19 protein-coding genes and 1 tRNA gene are annotated in these 21523 nt (G+C 59.4%); 12 read left to right on the top strand and 8 right to left on the bottom strand.

Going from position 1 to position 21523, the window contains the following annotated elements; genetic code table 11:
• From AC0L3O_RS00405 to AC0L3O_RS00385, 5 genes are all read left to right on the top strand, one after another.
• On the top strand, positions 1 to 2821 hold a 2821-nt coding region (locus AC0L3O_RS00405), incomplete at its 5' end, for a WD40 repeat domain-containing protein (RefSeq protein WP_473614445.1).
• Between the two features lie 129 nt (positions 2822 to 2950).
• On the top strand, positions 2951 to 3559 hold the full coding sequence (locus tag AC0L3O_RS00400) for a recombinase family protein (RefSeq protein WP_473614444.1): 609 nt from the start codon (positions 2951 to 2953) through the stop codon (positions 3557 to 3559).
• Positions 3560 to 3715: 156 nt separating this feature from the next.
• A complete protein-coding gene (locus AC0L3O_RS00395) occupies positions 3716 to 4837 on the top strand; it encodes a PP2C family protein-serine/threonine phosphatase (protein ID WP_473614442.1) in 1122 nt (373 codons plus the stop codon).
• Positions 4834 to 5907 carry a serine/threonine-protein kinase gene (locus tag AC0L3O_RS00390; protein ID WP_473614441.1) on the top strand — a complete coding sequence of 358 codons (1074 nt, stop codon included), beginning with the start codon at positions 4834 to 4836 and terminating at the stop codon, positions 5905 to 5907. Before AC0L3O_RS00395 ends, AC0L3O_RS00390 begins: the two co-directional genes overlap by 4 nt.
• Positions 5904 to 6980 (top strand): serine/threonine-protein kinase, encoded by a 1077-nt coding sequence (locus AC0L3O_RS00385; RefSeq protein WP_473614440.1) that lies wholly within the window; start codon positions 5904 to 5906, stop codon positions 6978 to 6980. The genes AC0L3O_RS00390 and AC0L3O_RS00385 overlap by 4 nt, the downstream gene beginning before the upstream one ends.
• Positions 6981 to 7101: 121 nt before the next feature.
• Here the strand turns inward: AC0L3O_RS00385 and AC0L3O_RS00380 are convergent, their stop codons facing one another.
• The 5 genes from AC0L3O_RS00380 to AC0L3O_RS00360 are packed head-to-tail and all read right to left on the bottom strand — an operon-like array spanning position 7102 to position 14503.
• Entirely contained in the window at positions 7102 to 10311 is a 3210-nt protein-coding gene (locus AC0L3O_RS00380) for a type I restriction endonuclease subunit R (RefSeq protein ID WP_473614438.1), read from the bottom strand.
• Positions 10308 to 10721, bottom strand: a complete 414-nt coding sequence (locus tag AC0L3O_RS00375) for a hypothetical protein (protein WP_473614437.1) — start codon at positions 10719 to 10721, stop codon at positions 10308 to 10310. Before AC0L3O_RS00375 ends, AC0L3O_RS00380 begins: the two co-directional genes overlap by 4 nt.
• Positions 10718 to 11689: a restriction endonuclease gene (locus AC0L3O_RS00370; protein WP_473614435.1), complete on the bottom strand. Its 972-nt coding sequence runs from the start codon at positions 11687 to 11689 to the stop codon at positions 10718 to 10720. The genes AC0L3O_RS00375 and AC0L3O_RS00370 overlap by 4 nt, the downstream gene beginning before the upstream one ends.
• The gene (locus tag AC0L3O_RS00365) at positions 11686 to 12945 is read right to left on the bottom strand and encodes a restriction endonuclease subunit S (protein ID WP_473614434.1); all 1260 of its coding nucleotides are present in this window, start codon (positions 12943 to 12945) and stop codon (positions 11686 to 11688) included. Before AC0L3O_RS00365 ends, AC0L3O_RS00370 begins: the two co-directional genes overlap by 4 nt.
• Positions 12938 to 14503 (bottom strand): type I restriction-modification system subunit M, encoded by a 1566-nt coding sequence (locus AC0L3O_RS00360; protein WP_473614432.1) that lies wholly within the window; start codon positions 14501 to 14503, stop codon positions 12938 to 12940. Before AC0L3O_RS00360 ends, AC0L3O_RS00365 begins: the two co-directional genes overlap by 8 nt.
• A 212-nt stretch (positions 14504 to 14715) precedes the next feature.
• Here AC0L3O_RS00360 and AC0L3O_RS00355 point away from each other — a divergent pair, with 212 nt between their 5' ends.
• Positions 14716 to 14916, top strand: coding sequence for a hypothetical protein (locus AC0L3O_RS00355; RefSeq protein ID WP_473614431.1), 201 nt, complete (start codon positions 14716 to 14718; stop codon positions 14914 to 14916).
• Between the two features lie 97 nt (positions 14917 to 15013).
• Here the strand turns inward: AC0L3O_RS00355 and AC0L3O_RS00350 are convergent, their stop codons facing one another.
• The 3 genes from AC0L3O_RS00350 to AC0L3O_RS00340 all read right to left on the bottom strand — a co-directional run bounded on the left by AC0L3O_RS00350 (position 15014) and on the right by AC0L3O_RS00340 (position 16479).
• A complete protein-coding gene (locus AC0L3O_RS00350) occupies positions 15014 to 15322 on the bottom strand; it encodes a hypothetical protein (protein ID WP_473614430.1) in 309 nt (102 codons plus the stop codon).
• Positions 15323 to 15547: 225 nt separating this feature from the next.
• Positions 15548 to 16135: a hypothetical protein gene (locus AC0L3O_RS00345; protein WP_473614428.1), complete on the bottom strand. Its 588-nt coding sequence runs from the start codon at positions 16133 to 16135 to the stop codon at positions 15548 to 15550.
• A gap of 269 nt (positions 16136 to 16404) precedes the next feature.
• A tRNA-Thr gene (locus AC0L3O_RS00340) sits at positions 16405 to 16479 on the bottom strand.
• A gap of 270 nt (positions 16480 to 16749) precedes the next feature.
• Between AC0L3O_RS00340 and AC0L3O_RS00335 the strand changes: the two genes are divergently transcribed.
• The 6 genes from AC0L3O_RS00335 to AC0L3O_RS00310 all read left to right on the top strand — a co-directional run bounded on the left by AC0L3O_RS00335 (position 16750) and on the right by AC0L3O_RS00310 (position 21363).
• On the top strand, positions 16750 to 16956 hold the full coding sequence (locus AC0L3O_RS00335) for a hypothetical protein (RefSeq protein WP_287181203.1): 207 nt from the start codon (positions 16750 to 16752) through the stop codon (positions 16954 to 16956).
• A gap of 121 nt (positions 16957 to 17077) precedes the next feature.
• Positions 17078 to 18370 carry a UDP-N-acetylglucosamine 1-carboxyvinyltransferase gene (murA, locus tag AC0L3O_RS00330; RefSeq protein WP_473481526.1) on the top strand — a complete coding sequence of 431 codons (1293 nt, stop codon included), beginning with the start codon at positions 17078 to 17080 and terminating at the stop codon, positions 18368 to 18370.
• A 299-nt stretch (positions 18371 to 18669) separates the two neighbouring features.
• Positions 18670 to 19104 carry a DUF2948 family protein gene (locus AC0L3O_RS00325; protein ID WP_128175663.1) on the top strand — a complete coding sequence of 145 codons (435 nt, stop codon included), beginning with the start codon at positions 18670 to 18672 and terminating at the stop codon, positions 19102 to 19104.
• A 9-nt stretch (positions 19105 to 19113) separates the two neighbouring features.
• Entirely contained in the window at positions 19114 to 20406 is a 1293-nt protein-coding gene (gene hisD / locus AC0L3O_RS00320; RefSeq protein WP_128175666.1) for a histidinol dehydrogenase, read from the top strand.
• 5 nt (positions 20407 to 20411) lie between these two features.
• Positions 20412 to 20897, top strand: coding sequence for a UPF0262 family protein (locus AC0L3O_RS00315; RefSeq protein ID WP_027155503.1), 486 nt, complete (start codon positions 20412 to 20414; stop codon positions 20895 to 20897).
• Position 20898: 1 nt separating this feature from the next.
• Complete coding sequence (locus AC0L3O_RS00310) at positions 20899 to 21363, top strand: arsenate-mycothiol transferase ArsC (RefSeq protein ID WP_268931755.1); 465 nt, start codon at positions 20899 to 20901, stop codon at positions 21361 to 21363.
• Positions 21364 to 21523: the final 160 nt, after the last annotated feature.

The following is a 21523-nucleotide window of genomic DNA, read 5'->3' as shown; positions in this document are numbered from 1 at the left end:
CGTCTCGGCTGGCTGGGACGGCACGGTCCGGCTTTGGACGCTCGACGGCAAGGAAGCCGCTCCGCCGTTCGGGGCCCATGCGCTCGTCTCTAGCGTCGCCTTCTCGCCCGCGGGTGACCGCATCGTCTCGGTTGGCTTGGACGTCTCCGTGCGGCTTTGGACACTGGAGGGCAAGGAGGCCGCCGCGCCGTTCAAGGGCCACGAAGGGTTCCTCACCAGCGTCGCCTTCTCCCCCGCCGGCGACCGCATCGTCTCGGCTGGCTATGACAGCACGGTGCGGCTTTGGGCGCTCGAAGGCAAGGAGGCGGCCGCGCCACTAAGGGGCTTGGCAGGGATGGACGACAGCGTCGCCTTCTCGCCCGCCGGGGACCGCATCATCTCGGCTCGCATTGACGATACGGTGGGGGTTTGGACACTCGACGGCAAGGCGGCCGCCCCGCCGTTTAAGGGTCACCAAGGGTCCGTCACCAGCGTCGCCTTCTCGCCCGCCGGCGACCGCATCGTCTCGGCCGCCCGTGACCGTACGGTGCGGCTTTGGACACTCGACGGCAAGGCGGCCGCACCACCGTTCGAGGGCCATGAAGGGTCCGTCAACAGCGTCGCCTTCTCGCCCGTGGGCGACCGCATCGTCTCGGCTGGCGAGGACGGCATACGGCTTTGGACGCTCGACGGCAAGGCGGCCGCCCCACCGTTCGAGGGCCATGAAGGCGCCGTCCACGACGTCGCCTTCTCGCCCGCCGGCGACCGCATCGTCTCGGCTAGCTTTGACGGCATGCTTTGGACGCTCGACGGCAAGAAGGCCGCCCCGCCCTTCAAGGGCCATAAGGGGTGGGTCTCCAGCGTCGCCTTCTCGCCCGCCGGTGACCGCATCGTCTCGGCTAGCTTTGACGGCACGGTCCGGCTTTGGACGCTCGACGGCAAGGAGGTCGCCCCACCGTTCGAGGGCCATGAAAGCGTCCTCGACGTCGCCTTCTCGCCCGCCGGGGACCGGATCGCCGCTGCCGGCTCAATCCATGTCATTCAATGGGCTGGCGGTATCCTACATCAGTCAGCGCTAGGATGCGCAAGCCCTTTCAAACCTCGGTCTGTAGGGTTTGTTGGCGACACTGGATGGTCGGCATGTGGAAACCGCATCACGATACTCTCGCCAGACGGGCAAGCGAGCGGCGAGATATTCCTGCATCCTGTCGGCGTCTTCATTCGCCTCGCCGACGGATCGGTGTTTGCACCAACTGAGGTAGTTGACGCCTTTCGGCCTATCGACGCTGACGTCTTTCCCATATGGAAGTCTGGTGCGCTCACCACAATCTCTCCCGAGCGTGCATTAAAGGCCCTCTTCGACAGGTGGAGCGGACCAGAACGCGCCATCGAGTTTGCTCGGTATGCTTTCGAGGCGGTCAACAAATGGTATACAAATCTGAACGCGTATTTACAGGCTGCGTTCTGGCCAGCCGTACTGTGGATGCTCGCTGTAGTGACCGCTGTGTTGATGTGGCTGTTCGTGCCGCATCGGCTGGCGCAATGGGTCATGCCGAAAACCGGCAGCGTCGAACTGCCCAAGTGGAAGTGGCTCGCCGGCGTTCTCACCTTGTTCGGTTTCCTCGGCCAAACGCGCCGGCCGCTGCGCGCGTGGGTCGCTTGGAACCGCCGAGCGCTTGTCGATCAGAACTTTTCCGGACGCGCGCCAGTGAGGGAACGCGAGCGCTATTCGGACCTCGGCCACGAGCCGGACATCGCCTCGTTTAGCGGCAAGATCGTCGCCGGACACGTCGTGCGGCTCTGGATCACCGGGGGCGGCGGAGGGGGCAAGAGCGCGCTGGCCTTTCGCCTGCTGCGACTGGCCACTGAAGGCGGGAAGGCGGCCCCCTTGCCGATCGTGATAGACGAGAATTGGGCCGGCAGTATCACCGAACATGCCGCCCGGCTTCTTAGGGTGGCAGGCCGCGGGCCAACCGCCGAAATGGTCGCAACCCTTGGCGCAGCCGGCGCGATTTGCCTCCTCTTCGACGGGCTGAGCGAGCGCAGCGTCAAGGACGCTGAGGACCAAATCGGCGCGGCGATGCGCGACGGGGCCTTCAGACACGTCCTGGTGACGTCTCGGCGCAGCAAGCCTGACAAGCCGGCATGGGAAAATGTTGCGGAAATCGAGGCGCAGCCACTTACTTCCGACCGGCTGCCCGGTTTCGTGCGAACCTATGCGGCGGATCGCGCAGTCGAAATAATGGACAACATTGAAGCGCTAGTGGTCGGCCGCGACCATGTCAACCCGCTCTTTGTTCGCTTCGCCATCGAGCAGGCCTTGGCCGGCGAGGAGTTGTCGGCGTCGGCGCCACGATTGGTATTCCGGTACGTGGAAGCCCTGCGCAAGGGAAAGCTGGATCTCGGGCCCGACGACATGATCCGTGCGGCGTCCGCAGTAGCAGTGGAAGCGATGCGCGAGAGGCTCGCCCCGACTGAGATGAGCCAAGAGTATCTCCGCGCCACTCTGATCAAGGAGGGCGACGTCCTCCCGTTTATGAATGACGCACAGAACGCTACCGTCGATCCTGCCATAGTCACCGAGATGCAGGTAGCCAGCGGCCTGCTCAACCGCAATCGTTCCAACCGGATGCTACAATTCACGTATGATCCCGTCGCCGAGCATCTCGCCGCAGCCATGCTGGCTCAGAACCCAAAGCGGAAAGGCTACGCGGAATTGCTCAAGCGGATCAGGGCGAAGCCGGGCATTGGTCTCGCTAACGCACTTGATGCGCTCGCGGGTGACAAAGCCAGCCTGAGGACGCGCGGAAGAGCAAAGCCTGCGCGCACCCACAACGTCTGACCCACGAAGCCGGTCTCTCCGGCTGTACCTTTGTCGAACCGTGTTTGGCTTGGTTCGATAAATGCCGTTTGACAATTCAAATCGAACTACTTATTAGGGCACCATTTAAAACGAACCAAAGGGGGTTTTATGTTCGTTCGCGCATATCTCCGAGCATCGACCAAGGACCAAGACGCGGAACGGGCGAAGATCGACCTCCAGACATTCGCCAAGGACAAGGGACTGACCATCGCCGCGACCTATGTCGAGAACGAGAGCGGCGCCTCGCTACAACGGCCGGAGCTGTTCCGGCTACTGTCTGACTGTCAACCCGGCGACATTCTTCTGATCGAGCAAGTCGACCGGTTGAGCCGCCTGAACGCTGCCGATTGGGATCGCCTGAAGCGCGAGATAGATGATCGTAAGGTGCGCGTCGTCGCGCTTGACCTCCCGACCTCCCACACGATGATGACAAGCGCATCCGACGAGTTCACAGGACGGATGTTCGCCGCGATCAATGGGATGATGCTCGACATGCTGGCGGCTATTGCCAGGAAGGACTATGAAGACCGCCGTCGTCGTCAGTCGCAAGGTATCGAGAAGGCGAAGTGCCGTGGTCTTTATAGAGGCCGACCCGAAGACGCGAAACGCAATGCGGCTATCGTGAAAATGCTTAAGGACGGGCAAAGCTGGAACAGTATCGTTTCCGCTACCGGTTGCTCACGATCGACACTCAGCAGGCTCGCAAAAAGAGCCTGATATCTCTTTTCTTTCCAACTCAATAAGCATGTCGAGCGCCGAAAGTCCCTCCTTGCCACGCTGGCAGGCAACCGAACATAGACGTTGGCAGTATCTAGGGATAATAAGCCCTGACTGCCGCACATTCCGCACTTCCAACAATGCCCGAGAGCCTGCGTGACCAAAGAGAAGTTAGATCCAATCGAACTCCGGCTTAGGAGGCTGTTTACTCCAGGGCCTAACCGAGCAGTCAACGGCGACCGCAACGTTTGGCTGTCTTCGAGCATTGGGAACGTCCGCTCTCAAAACCAAGATCGCGTGGCCCATCTGGTTATGCGCGACAAGGATACGCCTGCTAGGGACTTCCGTGTCGCCGTTCTGTCCGATGGCATGGGTGGAATGGCTCAGGGTGATGTTGCTGCGACAATTACTGTCAGTGCATTTTTGACCAGATTACTCCGCACGACGCGTCTTCCACCTCGGGAAAGGCTTGAGGGAGCAGCGAACTACGCAAACGAGGCAGTGTTTAGAACACTCAATTTGACGGGGGGAGCCACGCTGTCTGCGGTCCTTATTGACCGATCGGGCAGGCACTATGGCGTGAACGTAGGGGACAGCCGGATATACGGCATTTCACAGTCGAAAGAATTGGTTCAAGTAAGTACCGATGACACAATTGCAGGTTATTTGGGTCCGGGAGCAAACGGTGGACGTGTGACCGGGGAACTCGTCCAGTTCATTGGTATGGAACAGGGGAGCCTAGAGCCCCACGTAATAGAGCTTCAGTCAGAACGTTTTGACTACGCGCTGCTGACGACGGACGGCCTACATGGCACCGATATGGAGACAATGAAGAAGATCACATCTCGATGCCAGGCGTTGGATCGCGAACTACTTGGCAAATTGACGTCTCTTAGCAATCTCCTTGGCGGACGCGACAATGCATCTGGCGTCGTTTTGAATTTGGGTCAGGATTTTGGGGACGAACCAATGGAAGGTCGAGAGGTCGCTGTGCTTTCCGTCTCGGAAAACTTGAACATTTGGATCACGAGTAGTGGCGGGGAAAGGTCGGATCGTCAACAACTAGGTGCTGCACCGGAACAGCCTCGAAGGGTTGAAGAAGAAGGTCAGGTCCAAGTTTCTAAGGCTCCCGCCGGCCAATCGCGGCAGAACAAGCCGGGGCGAAAATCTAAGCGAAGCAAAAAGAATAGCTCCGGGCAAAACGCTTCACTCCCGCTTGATCCACCAACCAAGCCAGTGCTGAACGTTGAATTTCCACCGCGTGATGACGATAAATGAAAATTCCAGCGCGTTATGTGAGCCAGGGGACGAGCTTTGGCAACGGAGGAATGGGCGAAGCCGCTCTGTATAAAGATATTCCTCTAGACCGTCTGGTCGTAATCAAAAGCCTAAAGGCGCACGTCGAGAAGAAACGACTTCTTGACGAAATCTCTGCCCTTCAGTCGATTAGATCGAAACACGTCGTGCAAATTTACGATGTGATCCCTGACGCGAAAGGTGATTTGGTTGGCCTTGTCGAAGAATATTTAAATGGTGATGACTTAACTAACGTGCAGCCCCCCAACGATCTTCAAACTTTCCTGAAGATAGCGTTTCCGATCGCGCAAGGTATATCGGACATCCACTCTGCGGGACGCATTCATCGTGACATAAAGCGGCAGAACATGAAGTTCGATGGGGAGGGCTGCTTAAAGATTTTCGATTTCGGTCTCTCACGAACTGAAAAGATTGACGCGAACACCGTAGGGCAGATCGGTACTCGCGGCTACATGGCCCCGGAATTGTTCGTTCCGGACGCCAGCGGAAAAGTATCGTTCACTCGTGCTGTTGATGTTTTCGCATTCGGATCGACCTGTATGGCTATCTCACTCGGAAAACTTCCAGGTGATCTAAAAAAGTTGCCGCCTGCACTTCCATCGGCTGGCGTCAGTTTTAAAGCGCTTCCCTTTGCTCTTCCAGCTGACATTCTGACTGCACTAGACCGATGCTTTTCTGTGTCGCCTTCGCAGCGACCAAGTATGGCCGCGATCGCGGACTTGATGGGTCGCCACCTATTAAAAGATCGGCACCGCGCTCTCTTGGTTCACGGTGCAGTGAGGTACGTTCTGGATGCGAAGCAAAAGGTGGCCAAGCTGTCGGTGGCAGGCCAAGGCGCATTCACCCTTACTTATGATGGATTTGGCTTTGTAGTCGGGAATGTTGCCGGAAGCGTCTTCGTCAACAACATGATAGCCGTGAACGGAATGGCACTTCCGGGGGCCTGCGTGATTGTGCTGGGTGCCCCATCTCTGGGCTCACAAAGGACATCTATTACAGTAGACATATCTCACCCTGAGGTCTCGACATGAATGGTATGCTGCATAAGCCTGGAGATACTATTGCCGATCGCTATCTAATTTTGGATTTTGTTGGCGAGGGCGGGATGCAAGAGGTGTATCGCGCCAAGGATACTCTTCTGGGAAAAGACGTAGCCCTCAAAGGCCCAAAGAACGCTTCTGCCTCCAAACGATTTCATAGAAGTGCGATTGTGAGCGCGAGGGTAAATCATGCCAATGTCGCGAAGACTTTAGATTATATCGAAGAGAAAGAGCGATCATATTTGATAGAAGAATTAATTGACGGATGCGACCTCAGAGTAATGCTTACAAAGTATATACCGAAGTTTGACCCGTACGTAGTTTCGCGCATTTTGCATCACTTAGCCAAAGGTATTGCTGCCTCCCATAACGCAGGCGTGATCCATCGAGATTTGAAACCCAGCAATGTCATGGCGGTAGGCGGCCCTGCTTTGAACGGCTTGAAGATCACCGATTTTGGCATCGCCAAGATGGCTGAGAAGGAACTGGAGGAAGCAGTTGAAGGGGGGGAGGAAAGTCTCACCGCGTCCGCCACGGCGATCGGAGCACTGCCATATATGGCCCCCGAGATGATCGAAAGCATGAAGGCTGCGGGGAAACCGGCTGATATATGGTCTCTCTGTGCGATGATGTTTGAGCTACTAACCGGTGAAAGGCCATTTGGCGCCGGCCTGAAAGCAATTCCGAAAATATTGGCCGGCGACATTCGTGATGTGCCACCTCAGTTGACTGGGCATCCGCAATTCAAATCGGCTGCATTGGAATTAATCGCGATCTTAAAGGCGTGCCTGGTTCTCGACCCTACCAAGAGGCTAACTGCTGACAACATAGTTACCGAATGCGAGGCGCTCTGTTATTCTGTAGGGCCACGGGAATTTGGAACCGTTACGCTTTTCGACAACGGATATTGGGGATTTGTTCAGCCAAAAGAAGGTGACAACGTTTTTTTCCATAAGAACAGCATATACGGAGGCGACAAGGTTAAGCTTGGAGACAGATATTGGTATGCTAAGCACCAAGGCGGACAGGCCGATCGCGCATTTCCACTTGTTAAGGCTCGATAGTTAAAAACTTTATTGTCCATTTTTGACAGAAAGCGAGCGATGGTGGTTTTTTAGTTTAGCAGCCAGCACCATTCAGGATTTTCCAAGTGTCGCTTATCGGAGGTTCTGGTTTGTGCCATCATTAAATTGCCGCTGCCACCTCCCGTAGCATTACCTCAGCCTGGGCCAGCACGGTTTGAACGGCCTCCTGCTCCAGATCGGGCGGGTAGCCATACTTCTTGAGGATACGCTTGACGAGAACACGCATGCGAGCGCGAGCGCTGGCCTTGTGGTGCCAATCTACGGTGGCCGAGCCGCGCATTTGCTCGACCAGCTCGTGGGCGATCACGCGAAGTTTCTCGCTGCCCATCGCCTCGACTGCGCTCTCGTTTTCGGCAAGCGCATCGTAGAAGGCCAATTCCTCCGGAGACAGGCCATGCTCCTCGCCACGGCTGGCGGAGGCCTTGATTTCCTTCGCCAGCGCAATCAATTCTTGGATCATCTCGACAGTTGAGATGGCACTGGCATGATACCGGGCGACGGCCTCTTCCAGCCGCTGCGAAAATGATCTCGCCTCCACCACGTTCGACTGCGACCGGCTCCTGATCTCCCCGTTGAGGAGCTTCTTCAACGCCTCCAACGCGAGGTTCTTCTTCTCCAACTTCTGGATGTCGGCCAAAAACTCGTCCGACAGGATCGAGATGTCCGGCGACTGGATGCCCGCCGCTTTCAATATGTCCACGATCTCGGCATTGGCGACGGCTTGGTTGAGAAGCTGCTCGACGGCGAAGCTCTTGGCCCGGTCCGACATCTTGCCTTTGGCAGTCGTCTTGACCAGCGCCGCCCGCACGGCCTGAAAGAAGCCAACCTCATCGCGGATCGCTCGTGCTCCGTCACTGGCAGAGGCGAGTGCGTACGCCTTGCTCAGTTCCAGCACGGCATCCTGATAGCGGCGGTGCGCTTTCTTCTTGTCATCCGCGCTGTCGACCTTGGCAGCTTGCTGCTCCTGCCACTTCAGTATCCAGTCGATGGCATCGGCCAGGGCAGCCAGCCGTTGTTGGGGCTGGCCGCTGATGCCGAGGCTGTAGTCGTGGCCATGGAACATCCCGCGCACGATCTCGTACTTCTCCATCAGGACGGCGACGGCTTCTTCCTCGTCAATGCCGGTCTTTTCCTGATCGGACTTCGTGTACTGGCCGAGCGCTTTTTTCAGGTTCTGGGCGATGCCGATGTAGTCCACGATCAAGCCGCCGGGCTTGTCCTTGAACACCCGGTTGACGCGGGCAATCGCCTGCATCAGCCCGTGGCCTCGCATCGGCTTGTCGATGTACATGGTGTGCATGCAGGGCGCATCGAAGCCGGTCAGCCACATATCGCGAACGATCACCAGCTTGAGCGGATCGTCAGGGTCGCGTGCCCGCTTGGAAAGATCGTCGCGGCGCTTCTTGTTGCCGATATGCGGTTGCCAGTCGAGCGGATCGGACGCAGAGCCGGTCATGACGATCTTCACCGCGCCCTTGTCGTCATCGTCGGAGTGCCACTCGGGCCGCAATGCGATGATGTGCCGGTAAAGGTCTACGCAAATGCGGCGGCTCATGCACACTGCCATTGCCTTGCCGTTCATCCCGGCAAGGCGTGCTTCGAGGTGTTCCACAAGATCGGCACCGATCTGCGACAGACGTTTTTCCGAACCGACCAGTCGCTCCACCGTCGCCCATCTCGCCTTTTGCTTCTCCTGCTCCGATAACTCGTCGTCTTCGAGGATCGCCTCGATCTCGGCATCAATGCGCGGCTTCTCGTCTTCGTCCAATTCGATGCGGGCAAGACGGCTCTCATAGAAAATCGGAACCGTCGCCCCGTCCTCCACTGCGCGGCTGATGTCGTAGATGTCGATGTACTCGCCGAAGATAGCCGGCGTGTTCACATCGTCGGCCTCAATCGGGGTACCGGTGAAGCCGATGAACGATGCGTTGGGCATGGCCTGCCGGATATAGTGGGCATAGCCGTAGCGGCGCTTGCCGGTCACCTTGTCGAGCTTTGCATCGAAACCATACTGGCTGCGGTGTGCCTCGTCGGCCACGACGATGACGTTGCGCCGGTCGGTCAGCATGGGGAAGCTCTCCTCCCCCGCCTCCGGCGAGAACTTCTGCACCGTCGTGAAGATGACGCCGCCCGATGCGCGATTAAGCAGGCGACGCAACTCGTCGCGGCTATCGGCCTGCTCCGGCTTCTGGCGGATCAGGTCGCGGCACAGGCTGAAGGTACCGAACAACTGATCGTCTAAGTCATTGCGGTCGGTCAGGACAACCAGCGTCGGGTTCTCCAGTGCTCTCGACCGAACGATCAACCCGCCGAAGAACGCCATCAGCAGGCTCTTGCCGGAACCTTGCGTATGCCAGATCACGCCGATCTTGCGGTCACCGTCCGGGCGCGCGGCTTGAATGGCACTGGCGAGTGCCTTCCTTGCCCCGTGAAACTGGTGGTATCCGGCAATGATCTTGAACGGGCCTTCACCCTTGTCCCCGAAGACAATGAAATCGCGCAAGAGGGCGAGGAAGCGTTCGCGGTCAAACACACCGCGCAGCATCGTCGCCATTTCGCGCGGGCCATGCGGCGTGAAATCGCCATCCATGCCGGTGACGGTGCGCCACGGCATGAAGCGTTCCTCGTCGGCGGTCAGCGAGCCGATCCGGGCCAGCACCCCATCCGAGGCGATCAGCACCGCATTGGTGCGAAACAGCGAAGGTATCTGCACCCTGTAGGTCTGCAACTGGTTGAAGGCAGCGCCGATATCCGCTGTCTCGGCCCCAGCGTTTTTCAATTCGATGACGGCCAGCGGCAGGCCGTTGACGAACACGACGATGTCGGGACGGCGCTTGTGGCGACCCTCGACGACGGTGAACTGGTTCGTCACCAGCCAGTCGTTGTTGTCGACATTGTCGAAGTCGATCAGCCAGACCTTGTCACCCTTGATTTCCCCGTCGGCCACGACGAACTCAACATCGACACCTTCGGTGAGAAGGCGATGGATACGCCTGTTTTCCTCGACCAGCGATGGCGTCTCGGTCACGAAAAGCTGCTTGCTGGCGGACACCCGGGCTTCCGCAGGAATGGTTAGGTTCAGGCGCTCGACCGCAGCCGTCAGCCGCGATGTCAGGATGGTGTCGGAATAGGCGTCACGCTCGGGCGCGGAGCCGTCGGGCGAGATTTGCTGAGAAGGGGCGTAGGCGTAGCCAAGCTCACCGAAGATGCCTATGGCTGCGTCCTCGACGATGTCCTCGCGAAAGCCCGAGTGCGAGTAGTCGGCCTCGATCTGCTTGTAGACGATGTCCTTGTCCGGAGTTTGTGTCACGGCACGCTCCCATGGGCGAGCACATCGAGAATACGCTCTACCTCACCGATGGTCTTGGGAACGAACCTGACGGCATCGCCACGATGCAGGCGGTCAAAGGTCCTGAGTGCGCTGTGCCGACCATAAAGAACCTTCCCGTGTGGGTTCTTAGTTGAATAGGTTTCGCTGCCCGGACGCCTCCAGTGCTTGATACCCCCAAGTTTGGAAAGGTCCACGCCGTCAGCCTCGCTCCAAATCTGGAGCATGCTGTCGGGCTTTACGATGATGGCGATCTCGATTGCGGCTCGTCCCATGCGCAGCAGGAGATACCGACGTGCATGGACATTTTGGTGGCCGGAAGCGTGGACTGTCGCCTCGCGATCAAGGCGATCGTTGCAATGTGCTTTGAGCGCTGCTTGCGGGTCAGTCATGCCAGCACCAGACCGGGTTTCAGCCCAAGACGTTCCTTGAACTCCGCTGGGATGTCCGACCAGTGCTCGACCAGGAGATCGACCAGTTGGCTCCCGTTGATCAACCCGATCCGGGGGAACCCAGCCTCAAGTGCCACATCAAACGCGGCCTTCTGAAAGCCTGCTGTGGTGATAAACGCGCCTTGGCCGTTGGACGGGATCGCTTGTCGAAGCTGGCGCACGGTTGAAGCTGCAATCTTCGTCCCGAGCTTGTATCGCTTGGCCTGAACGAACACCTTCACCTTGGCGAGGTTTGCGATGTTCAACTCGCCGATGGCGTCTACTCCGCCGTCACCCACCTTGCCGACTACCTCCGATCCCTCGAACCCAAGCGCAGTGAGGAGATGGCCGACCAGTATCTCGAACTCCTTGTCGTCTAGCGTAAGGATTTGGTCGAGAACGGCCCGATAGGGGTCGTACGCGTCTGTGTGAACGACCGGTGATAGACTGCCGCGTCCCGTCCGTTGCAGAACCTCGTCAACCTGCGAGACGCCAAAAACAGTAAGTGAGGACTGCAACGTGTTCTGCAATGGAACGGACAGCCCGGAACGGAGTAGAGACTGCGATGACCATTTCACACGCCTACGATGAGGATAGCGGCACGTCGGATCGCTCGGTGCGTGGAAGTATGATGGATCAGGATCAACGATGCCGTGATGGAGCAGCTCGGTGTTGGCGTCGGGCGTGATCACCGTGTCGCCGCCCTTCATCTCAATCAGGAAGCGTGCAAGCTGCCCCACCTGCTGGCCTACGACGATGTTGCTGTCATCCTCGGGGTAGGCAGCGCGATAGAGCGGGTACAACTCATCGCGGGTGGGGGTGACCGAGAGATCACCCATTCGCTCCCAACCGATCCCGCAATACCCGCCATGAAAAAAGGCCTGAGCGTATTTGCCCGCGTCGGCGCGGACGCACCAAACCCCGGTCATTGCGCTGCCTCCAGTCGATGCTCGGCATCTCGAAGGGTGATGTCGCCGGACATGAGCTTGGGAAGCAGAAGGTCACGAGTGGCTGCCAGAGTTTTAATTTCCTTACGGTTGGCCTCAGCCTTTTGCACCAACAAGACAGCTAGTTCGTCAAAGGCGAGTACAACCGGCATTGGAGGCTTTACTGTGAGACGGCCATGAACATGATTACGATTAAGGGTAGGAACCGCCGATCCAGCATTCAAAGCATGAAGATCAATCTCACGGAGCACGAAATAGGCATAAATAGGAGTTGAGTTGGGGTATTCTTTTACCCAAAGCGAAGTGTTCAAAGGCCAGAAATCTGACTGCACATAAAATACATTTCCTAGAACACCGCTTCTGCCAGTGCACACGCCAGGTGCTTTTACCTTGTATTGATTGTGAGTGCCGTTGAACCCGCTTGCAGCGATGACCGGGTATGCGCCCTCAGTCCGGATACCTTTCGGAAGATCAAACCCGCGTTGCAGCACCAGTATTTCATCTAGCCGCGTCTCCCCCCACCCATGCGGCAGGCCGTTGTCTCGCACGCTCCCGGGAAATATCTCGGCCAGACGTTGCGCCCTTTCGGGATCGGTGACGACGCCACCAATGATTTCAACTGGATCGGTTACGCCGTCGATCTTGCGGTGGGTAGGGCCAAAATCCAAAAACCAGTCGCGGAAGATCGCCTGCGCCATTGCCTCCAACGTTTCGTTCATACGCCGGTTCAGCTCAATCTTGTCGTCAATCGAGCCAAGTAAATCTACAAAAGCTCGCTGCTCATCAATAGATGGAAGAGACAAGGAAGTGGTTTTCAGATCGCGTACAGAAATATTCCCTTGAACGGAGCCATTATCAAAAAATTTGGCAGCACGCTGACCGATCGGCCCTGCCAAGATATAAAATAAATAGTCCTGAAGGACATTCTCTTTCGCTCGAACGATGACCAAGGACGATGCAATGCATGCTACCGTCTCTCCTGAAATACGCGCCACTTTGCCAAGCGATCCCCTGAGGGAGAACAGCAGGTCTCCCGGCTGCGTCTTTCCATTGCCAAGGCGTTCGAATGCCTCGCCGCTGATCTTTTTCGTCGTTTTCCAACTGACCTGACCGTTGGCAAGGTCAGCAGCACTTATAAATGGCACGCCACGGTTCACAAAATCGGACCCGCTCGGATAGTTCTTGCCACGGTCACCGTTCACAAACGTGGCGATGTCGCCAAGGGAGAGTTCAATCACTCGTAGTCACTCCATTCAACGCAGCCTCGATCCGCTCCTCCAGCGCTCGACCTTTAGCAAACCGGGCCTGCAACTGCTCCCTGAGAGTGTCAAACTTCTCCGCAAATGAAACACCGTCGTCCTGGGCATTTGTCGCGCCGACATAGCGTCCGGGCGTCAGCACGTGCCCGTGTTCGCGAACCTCTGCCATCGTCGCAGATTTGCAGAAACCGGCGTCGTCGGCATATTCGGCCCAGCCGTTGGCTTCGCGCGTCTCGGGCTTGGCCCGCCAGCGATGATAGGCTCCGGCGATCTTGTCGATGTCGTCGGCGCTTAACTCCTTGCGGACACGATCCACCATGAAGCCGAGCTTTCGGGCGTCGATGAACAGGATTTCGCCGCGTCGGTCACGATGGCCGTTGGTGCTCTTGTCCCGCGCAAGTATCCACAGACAGGCCGGGATTTGCGTCGAGAAGAACAATTGCCCCGGCAGCGCGACCATGCAATCCACCGCATCGGCCTCGATCATCGCCTTGCGGATGTCGCCCTCACCCGACTGCTGTGAGGACATGGAGCCATTCGCCAACACCACACCGGCCGTGCCACGCGGGGCAAGGTGATGCAGGATGTGCTGGAGCCAGCCGAAATTGGCGTTGCCCTTCGGCGGCGTGCCATGCTTCCAGCGGACATCGCCTACCAATCGTTCCCCGCCCCAATCCGAGATATTGAACGGCGGATTGGCCAGGATGAAATCGGCCTTCAGGTCGGGGAACTCGTCGCGGTGAAAACTGCCCTCGTTGTTCCAGCGGATGTCGGCGTCGATGCCCTGCACGGCGAGGTTCATCTTCGCCAGCCGCCAGGTCGTGTGGTTGATCTCCTGCCCGTAGACGGCGATGGCGTCGCGTCGACCGCCGTGCTCCTCGATGAATTTCTCCGACTGCACGAACATGCCGCCCGAGCCGCAGCACGGGTCGTAGACACGGCCCTTGTAGGGTTCGAGCAACTCGACCAGCGTGCGCACCACCGAACGCGGCGTGAAGAACTCGCCGCCGCGCTTGCCCTCGGACCCGGCGAAGCCCGACAGGAAATACTCATAGACCCGGCCAAGCAGGTCATTCGCCTTGTAGATGCTGTCGTGCATGCCGATGTTGGAGAACAGGTCGATCAGTTCCCCGAGCATCGTCTTGTTGAGCGTCGGGCGTGCGTAGTTCTTCGGCAGGACGCCTTTGAGCCCCTCATTCGATGGGGCCTTTTCGATGGCCTCCATCGCCTCGTCTATCAGCTTGCCGATCTCCGGACGCTTGGCGTTGGCCCGAAGATGCGACCAGCGCGCCTCCTTCGGCACCCAGAACACGTGCTCTGCCAGATATTCTTCCGCGTCCTCTGGATCAGCGTATTCGTCCGCCGCCAGCTTCGCGTGCTGCGCCTCGAAGGCGTCGGAAATGTACTTGAGGAATATCAGGCCAAGCGCAACGTGCTTGTATTCGGATGGCTCTAAATTTCCTCTGAGCTTGTCCGCAGCCCTGAAAAGATCCGCCGTAAAATTGAGATCGGAATTGTTATCTTTTTGGATTGCCACTTGTTCCCCCAAATCACCAGCGGACTGAAGGTATGCCTTAGCGAGCAGGAATGGTAAAGCAGAGCCTGGGCATTCACGGTTCCCGGCGGACCGCGCATCGATCAGGTGTGAGAGAACGATCTTGCTCCCCAAAAACTGCTATGGAAGTATTGCTCCCGGAGGTTCGCCGGTGCGGACAGAAACGTCAGACATTGGAAAACTGTGAGCGAAAGATGAGGAAGTTTGTTGCGGGGCTGGTCGTCGGCGGTGTGGTAGCAGCGGGTGGGTCCGCACTCGCGCAGGTCTACGCGAAAGTGGATACAGACGGCTTGCTGAAGGGGTACACGGTCCAGAAAAACGGCAAAACGGTTTGCAAAGACCCAAGCGCCTGGAACAATTTTCGCGGTCAGGGCAGTTTCATTATTTGTGACTGAGTACCACGCGATCGGCTACGGTCAGTCGTCTATTGCCTCGGTGGAACCGGCCGTGCAGCGCGTTCGGCGTTGTAGCCGGTAATTTGCCGGGGAGGGGTCAAACGTCAGGCGACCCCTCTTCAGGCTCTTGAGCCCCCTGCCAGTCGACTAACCGAGCCAACTCCGGATCGCGCTTCCAAAGAGCCACGAATTTGCACTCCAACGTACGTTCTGCTGCAAGGCGGGCGACAATCTCTTCTCGTGACGCATCGGACGGCCATGAAGAACCGCCACAGTCACCAGCCCCTGTCAGATAAAGCCGACGGATGGCCGCTTCCGCGCCCTTGAGCTTGCCGCGCCAGAACTCGCTCGCGCGTATGCGGCGCTCCATATCGCGCAAATACCGCATTTGATCTTCGGTGCGCATTTTCATCGGCGGAATAGAGGGCACGTCGCCTGGCGACGCGCAAGTCCGCTCAAGGATGGAAGGGGCCGGAACGAACGCGGGATTAGTAAGCCTCTAATTTCGCTGATCGAGAATGGCAGGATTTGAACCTGCGACCCCATCGTCCCGAACGATGTGCGCTACCAGCCTAGTTCCGGTGAGAACCGATTTCAGCGGGTTGCCCCCTACACGAGCATAATAGGCTGCTTACCCAGCGGCCGCGCTTTCTTTCGCAGCGCTCGCACCGTATGCGCGGGCAGTGTCCTTAGAGGTTTTGCGAGAGAAATGGTGATCGGCCTCTATCATTTTCGCGGAGATATCGAATTTGCGGATAGCTTCCAACGCGGGCTTACCGTGAACAACAATCACTTTGGGTTTGACAATGTCGAGTAGGAACTTGAACGGGGCGATCTCCCGGCTGGCGAGGTCGAGGCTCTTCATGTCGTCGCTGGGTCTGGCATAGATGTTCGTTTCCAGTACCCGACTACCTGCAGCGGCTTCGACAAAGCACTCGATGTTTCGACGAGTGGCACTGACTTCCTGTCGCCGGGTCCTGCCCGGCTTCAGCGGTCTGGCGGTGCGTTCTTCGAGGTACCGCCTAAACCATGCGACCTTGTCGTACCCATACCCGGATCGCCAGAATTCCCAAAAATCGGTGTTCATCGTTGTTGCAGGGTTAAATCCGACTAGGAACACGTCGCACGTTTGCGGTGAGCCCTCACAGACAAACGGTCGTATGTCGGTGGGTCGACCGATCAAAGCCACCAATTCTCGTTCGAGATCATCCAGGGTCATTGGAACACTTCTAAAGCCAGCCGTCTGGAACTGGCGCTCTTTGCCAAACAGACGCAAGGTTTAACTTCTGTTCCACCCGTAGTAGGCGAAATCCAAACTGAGGCACGGCCCCCGGCAGAAGTCGATCCGGCCTTTTTCATGCGCCTGGCTGGACCAGCCGCAGAACGCCCAGGGAACATACTGTGCCGAATTTGTGCCGCAACCGGGCGCGCAACCCTGCACAGCTGTGCACAGTGCAGCTAGAAGCCAATGCAGAAAGCCTTGAAAACTGGTGCTGCGAGAGAGGATTGAACTCTCGACCTCTCCCTTACCAAGGGAGTGCTCTACCACTGAGCTACCGCAGCCGCTGATGGCGGGGCTTCTGCCATATCGAACCGGCAAGCGCAAGGCCAAGCGCAAGCCATTCGCAAGCCATCTGTGAAAGCCCGCTCCAACGGCTTTTGCGGACATGGCAGCGCCACAATGTTGGCTTTCCCTGAATAGTGCGCTGGCGCATCGGCCCGAAAATCGGAATCGATTTTCGGAAAGCACGTTGCCAGGATTCAAAAGTGCTAGATCGTCGTTTGTGCGTCAAGCGGACCCACATCGCTCTAATCGTCAGCCGGGACGGAACCATGAACGACAAGGCAACTCCAACTGACAAGGGCGGGCCATCGAAAAAGGACAGCCCACCGAAGAAGGCTGACCGCCAGACCCGGCTCGCCGAGCAATTGCGCGCCAATCTGCAGAAGCGCAAGGCGCAGTCGCGCTCGCGACGCACTGGCGAGGCTGACAAGCGGCCGGAAGGGCTCGGCGCCTTAAGGGAAACGCAAAAGGATTGATATCAACAGGCTGGCCGGGGCGAGAATCCTGTTTCTTGAACCAAGCCCGCCAATGGTTTAGACGGGCCACAACAGACTCAACCGATTAAACCGGCCTTTCGGCCGAGGGGACGCTCTTTAAATGGATCGCATCAGAATTGTCGGCGGCAACAAGCTTGCCGGAAGCATCCCGATCTCGGGCGCGAAGAACGCCGCGCTGCCGCTGATGATCGCTTCGCTGCTCACCGACGACACGCTGACCCTGGAAAACGTGCCGCATCTGGCCGATGTCGAGCAGTTGATCCGCATCCTCGGCAATCATGGCGTCGACTACTCGGTCAACGGACGCCGCGAAAAGCAGCAGGAGGGCTATTCGCGCACCGTCACTTTCTCCGCCCGCAACATCGTCGATACAACGGCCCCCTACGAGCTGGTGTCGAAGATGCGCGCCTCCTTCTGGGTGATCGGCCCGCTGCTTGCCCGCATGGGCGAGGCCAAGGTGTCGCTGCCCGGCGGTTGCGCCATCGGCACGCGGCCGGTCGACATTTTCCTGGAAGGCCTCCAGGCGCTGGGCGCCGATATCGACGTCGACACCGGCTATGTCATCGCCAAGACCAGGAACGGCCGTCTTGTCGGCAATCGCTACGTCTTCCCGAAAGTGTCGGTCGGCGCCACCCATGTGCTGATGATGGCGGCGTCCCTGGCCAAGGGCGAGACGGTGCTCGAAAACGCCGCCCGCGAGCCTGAGATCGTCAACCTCGCCGAATGCCTCAACGCCATGGGCGCCAGGATTTATGGCGCTGGCACCGAGACCATCACCATCGACGGCGTCGAGGCGCTGTCGGGCGCGCGCGTCCGGGTGATACCCGACCGCATCGAGACCGGCACCTATGCGATGGCCGTCGCCATGACCGGCGGCGATGTCGTGCTCGAAGGCGCGCGGGCGGACCTGCTGCAGACCGCGCTCGACGTGATTTCCCAAACCGGCGCCGAGATCACGCAGACCAATTCCGGCATCCGCGTCAGGCGCAACGGCGCCGGCATTGCGCCGGTCGACGTGACGACAGCGCCGTTCCCGGCGTTCCCGACCGACCTGCAGGCGCAGTTCATGGGCCTGATGACGATGGCCAAGGGCAAGTCGCGCATCACCGAGACGATCTTCGAAAACCGCTTCATGCACGTCCAGGAACTTGCCCGGCTCGGCGCCCACATAACACTGTCCGGCCAGACGGCGATCGTCGACGGCGTGCCGAAGCTGAAGGGCGCGCCGGTGATGGCGACCGACCTTCGCGCTTCGGTGTCGCTGGTCATCGCCGGCCTGGCAGCCGAAGGCGAGACCACGGTCAACCGGGTCTATCATCTCGACCGCGGTTTTGAGCGGCTGGAAGAAAAGCTGTCCGGCTGCGGCGCGGAGATCGAGCGGATTTCGGGGTAGAGGTAACGGCCTGAGGTCGGCGCTGCCCCTCATCTGCCTGCCGGCATCTTCTCCCCGTATAGTGACGGGGAGAAGGGGCTGGCCGCGACCTCGGCGCCCTTTCTGCAACGCCGGATATTGGCGAAATCCTTACGAAGGCGTCCCTCTCCCCGCCACTATGCGGGGAGAGGATGCCGGCAGGCAGGTGAGGGGCGGCGCAAACCTGATGCGATTGTGCTGGAATCCGTGGCGCGGTTGCACGGATCGCCAAGACCGCCTAACAGAAAACTGATGTAATCCTTCGCAGGTGCGAACTCCGCATGAACCTTCTCAAGCTTGTCGCGCTCGACGATCAGGATCTGAGCATCGTCTCGGCCCATGTCCAGGACGCCGTGCTCAAGGTCGGCGACCTCGAATACATGCCGGCGGTCAAGCGCTTCATGATGACGATGAACCGCTTCGTCTGGGAGGCGAAATCCGGTTTCTTCCGCCAGCACAATGAGCGGCGGCAAAGCGTGCTGCATTTCGACCGGGTGCTGGGCGCCAAGACCAGCGGCATTGCCCGCGACAAGCCGGACGAGGTGCTGTCGCTGCTGGCGATCAGCTTCGTCGCGCTCGACAAGCCGGCCGGCATTGTCGAGCTGATCTTTTCAGGCGGCGGCGCGATCATGCTCGATGTCGAGTGCATCGAGGCGCGGCTGGCTGACATTGGCGGCGCCTGGGAAGCGACGTCGCGTCCCTTCCACGGAGCCTGAGGACACAAGATGGCCATCACGCTTCGTCTGTCCGATGCCGATTTCGAGCAGCGGTTTGCCGCGTTCCTTTTGACCAAGCGCGAGGTCTCGGAGGACGTCGACGCGGTGGTGCGCGCGATCATCGCGCGGGTGCGCGCCGAGGGCGACGCGGCGCTCATCGACTACACGCAGAGATTCGAAAAGGCCGATCTGAAAGGCCTCGGCATTGCCGTGTCGCAAGACGACATCGCCAAGGCCTACGATGCGGCCGACCCGCAGACGATCGAGGCGCTCAAATTCGCCCGTGACCGCATCCGTTCGCATCACGAGCGGCAGCGGCCGAACGACGACCGTTATACCGACGCTGCCGGCGTCGAGCTCGGCTCGCGCTGGACCGCGATCGAGGCGGTCGGGCTCTATGTGCCGGGCGGTACGGCGAGCTATCCAAGCTCGGTGCTGATGAGCGCCGTGCCGGCCAAGGTCGCCGGCGTCGAGCGCGTCGTCATGGCGGTGCCGGCGCCCGGCGGCATCATCAATCCGCTGGTGCTGGTGGCGGCGGACCTGACCGGCATAACCGAGATCTACCGCGTCGGCGGCGCGCAGGCGATCGCAGCGCTTGCCTACGGCACCGAAACGATAAAGCCGGTCGCCAAGATCGTCGGCCCCGGCAATGCCTATGTCGCGGCGGCCAAGCGCCAGGTGTTCGGCACGGTCGGCATCGACATGATCGCCGGGCCATCGGAAGTGCTTGTCGTGGCCGACGGCAATAACGATCCGGACTGGATCGCCGCCGACCTGCTTGCCCAGGCCGAGCATGACGTGTCGGCGCAGTCGATCCTGATCACCGACGATCCTGTCTTCGGCGCGGCGGTCGAACAGGCGGTCGAACGCCAGTCGCAAAGCCTGTCGCGCGCCGGGACGGCGGCGGCGAGTTGGCGCGATTTCGGCGCCGTCATCCACGTCCCCCGAATCGAGGCGGCGCTGCCGCTGGTCGACCGCATCGCGGCCGAACATGTCGAGCTTGCCATCGACGAGCCGGAAGCCTTCCTGGCGCGGATGCGCAATGCCGGCGCCGTCTTCCTCGGCCGCCACACGCCGGAAGCCATCGGCGACTATGTCGGCGGCTCCAACCACGTGCTGCCGACGGCGCGCTCGGCGCGCTTCTCGTCCGGGCTTTCGGTGCTCGATTTCGTCAAGCGCACCTCGATCCTGAAGCTCGGGCCGGAGCAATTGCGGGCGCTGGCGCCGGCGGCCATCGCGCTGGCCACAGCGGAAGGCCTCGACGGGCATGGACGCTCCGTCGCCATCCGGCTGAATATGTAGCTGACATGGCGGACTACGATCGAACCCGTGCCAGGCTGATCGATGTCGAACTCGACGAATCGATCGGCCGTTCGACGCCCGATGTCGAGCATGAGCGGGCGGTGGCGATCTTCGACCTGATCGAGGAAAACAGCTTCCAGCCGGTCAATGACGACGGCGCCGGGCCCTACCGGCTAAAACTGTCGCTGGCCGAATCCCGCCTGGTCTTCGCGGTGACGCGCGAGGATGGCGCGGCGGTCGTAACCCACATCCTGTCGCTGACGCCACTCAGGCGCATCGTCAAGGACTATTACATGATCTGCGAAAGCTATTACGATGCCATCCGCACCTCGACGCCCAGCCAGATCGAGGCGATCGACATGGGCCGGCGCGGCCTGCACAATGAGGGCTCGCAGACACTGATGGACCGGCTGGCCGGCAAGATCGACATCGATTTCGACACGGCGCGCCGGCTGTTCACGCTGGTCTGCGTACTGCACTGGCGAGGCTGAACTGTCAGTCCCTCTGCCCCGCTCGATCCTGCCCCGCTCGATCCTGTTCGTCTGCGCCATGAACGCCGTGCGCTCGCCGATGGCCGAACTGCTGGCGCGTCAGGTGCTTCCGGCCACCACCTTCGTCGCGTCGGCCGGGGTGCGCGGCGGCGAACGCGACCCGTTCGTCGACGCCGTGCTGGCCGAGGACGGGCTTTCGCTCGGCGACCGGCACCCGAGGACACTGGACGATCTCGAGGACGACTATTTCGACCTGATCATCACGCTGTCGCCGGAAGCCCATCACACCGCGCTCGAGCTTACTCGCTCGCTTGCCGTCGACGTCGAATATTGGCCGATGCCGGACCCGACTGGCGTCGGCGGCACGCGCGAGCAGATCATGGCCGCCTATCGCGAGGTGCGCGAACGGCTGAGGGCGCGGATCGGCCGCCGTTTTCTGGCGCCGGAAGCAGAGAAACCGGGCTGATTTAAGCATGTTCACAAGCGCACGATTATCATATAGGTTCCGCCCAAATTCCGGCTAGAGTCGGATGATTTCAGGTCTGTTCGACCTGAAATCTGAATCCGCCTCTAAATCCAAGAAGTAGAGCATGATGTCGTCCGAAAACCGCTTCACACTTTTCGGC

The organism is Mesorhizobium sp. WSM4810, from assembly GCF_055811235.1.
The sequence above is the reverse complement of the archived record's forward strand: the minus strand, read 5'-3'. Positions and strand labels throughout refer to the sequence as shown.

Excerpts from the sequence above, each read along its gene's own strand:
- murA (WP_473481526.1), top strand. The coding sequence starts at position 17,078 with ATGGATCGCATCAGAATTGTCGGCGGCAACAAGCTTGCCGGAAGCATC.
- AC0L3O_RS00375 (WP_473614437.1), bottom strand. The coding sequence starts at position 10,721 with ATGACTGACCCGCAAGCAGCGCTCAAAGCACATTGCAACGATCGCCTT.
- AC0L3O_RS00325 (WP_128175663.1), top strand. The coding sequence starts at position 18,670 with ATGAACCTTCTCAAGCTTGTCGCGCTCGACGATCAGGATCTGAGCATC.
- AC0L3O_RS00370 (WP_473614435.1), bottom strand. The coding sequence starts at position 11,689 with ATGACCGGGGTTTGGTGCGTCCGCGCCGACGCGGGCAAATACGCTCAG.
- AC0L3O_RS00400 (WP_473614444.1), top strand. The coding sequence starts at position 2,951 with ATGTTCGTTCGCGCATATCTCCGAGCATCGACCAAGGACCAAGACGCG.
- AC0L3O_RS00315 (WP_027155503.1), top strand. The coding sequence starts at position 20,412 with ATGGCGGACTACGATCGAACCCGTGCCAGGCTGATCGATGTCGAACTC.
- AC0L3O_RS00355 (WP_473614431.1), top strand. The coding sequence starts at position 14,716 with ATGAGGAAGTTTGTTGCGGGGCTGGTCGTCGGCGGTGTGGTAGCAGCG.
- AC0L3O_RS00350 (WP_473614430.1), bottom strand. The coding sequence starts at position 15,322 with ATGCGCACCGAAGATCAAATGCGGTATTTGCGCGATATGGAGCGCCGC.
- AC0L3O_RS00345 (WP_473614428.1), bottom strand. The coding sequence starts at position 16,135 with ATGACCCTGGATGATCTCGAACGAGAATTGGTGGCTTTGATCGGTCGA.
- AC0L3O_RS00390 (WP_473614441.1), top strand. The coding sequence starts at position 4,834 with ATGAAAATTCCAGCGCGTTATGTGAGCCAGGGGACGAGCTTTGGCAAC.
- AC0L3O_RS00335 (WP_287181203.1), top strand. The coding sequence starts at position 16,750 with ATGAACGACAAGGCAACTCCAACTGACAAGGGCGGGCCATCGAAAAAG.
- hisD (WP_128175666.1), top strand. The coding sequence starts at position 19,114 with ATGGCCATCACGCTTCGTCTGTCCGATGCCGATTTCGAGCAGCGGTTT.
- AC0L3O_RS00385 (WP_473614440.1), top strand. The coding sequence starts at position 5,904 with ATGAATGGTATGCTGCATAAGCCTGGAGATACTATTGCCGATCGCTAT.